This is a genomic window from Vibrio sp. Vb1755 (genome assembly GCF_033338635.1).
GTDB classification, from domain to species: Bacteria; Pseudomonadota; Gammaproteobacteria; order Enterobacterales; family Vibrionaceae; genus Vibrio; species Vibrio alginolyticus.
Map to the genome: position 1 here is coordinate 1 of NZ_JAWOTA010000378.1, position 1024 is coordinate 1024.

A 1024-nucleotide genomic window follows, 5' to 3' on the forward strand; every position below is an offset into this window, starting at 1 on the left:
CACCTATCTCTAGCCAGATCCCAATCATTCAAGAAGATGAAAACCTTGAGTTGACGGCAACACCAGCAAATAACGTTTCCTTTATTGCGATTAATACCGAGACTCCAGCACTTCGCGACCCAAGAGTCCGCCAAGCGTTGAACCTTGCGATCAATCGTCAAAATATCTTGGATTCGGTTTATTACGGTACAGGAACCCTAGCTTATACATTGCTGCCGCCGAACTCTTGGGCGTATCAAAAAGACAGTGCGAAAATTCGTTATGACCGAAATTACGCTCTCGCTCTACTTCGTGAAGCGGGATACGAAGATGGTCTAAAACTGTCGATGTGGGTGCCGCTAGAGCCAAGAGCATTCAACCCAAGTCCACGCAAAACTGCTGAGCTCATTCAGGCGAACTTCGCCGATATCGGCATCAAGCTGACTCTGCTCACCGACGACCGTTTCGAGCGAGTGGATCTTGAAAACATCAACGATATCGACTTGCTTCTTACTGGCTGGATTGGCGATACTGGCGATCCGGATAACTTCTTCCGTCCTTTACTATCGTGCGAATCAGACCGAGTGGGCCTTAACGTTTCGATGTGGTGTAACGATGATTTCGACTTTTTGCTGGATCTCGCGCTAGAGACGCAAGAGCAACGTTACCGCCTAAACCTGTATCGTCAGGCGCAAAATATTTTGAATGAAGAGTTTCCAGTTATTCCGTTGGCACATGGGGTTCAATTCCGTGTGCACGACAAGTCATTAACTGGCTTCAAATCGAGCCCTTTCAATGCCCAACCGTTTGATAGAGTTGAGAGAATCCACTGATGTTTTGGTACACCGTTCGACGATTTAACCTCTTTTTCATCACTTTGATGATTCTCACTTTGGTGGGCTTTTCTCTGCTGCGCCTTGACCCGCTTTCACATTGGGCAAATGTGGAGTTCTGGTCTGGCTGGCAAAGCTACTTAATTAACCTTTCTCAGCTCGATTTTGGTTTAAGCAAAAACGGCAATGCGATTTACGACGAACTCGCCGTT

Annotated in this window: 1 protein-coding gene and 1 pseudogene; both read left to right on the plus strand. The window is 47.0% G+C overall.

Annotation, left to right across the window (positions count from 1 at the left end; translation table 11 throughout):
* Window positions 1–812 (plus strand): ABC transporter substrate-binding protein (locus tag R7E00_RS25255; RefSeq protein WP_318124945.1); only part of this gene is annotated, 812 nt, incomplete at its 5' end.
* Window positions 812–1024, plus strand: a pseudogene (locus R7E00_RS25260) (peptide ABC transporter permease); the annotation flags it as partial. The gene R7E00_RS25255 and the pseudogene R7E00_RS25260, both read left to right, overlap by 1 nt.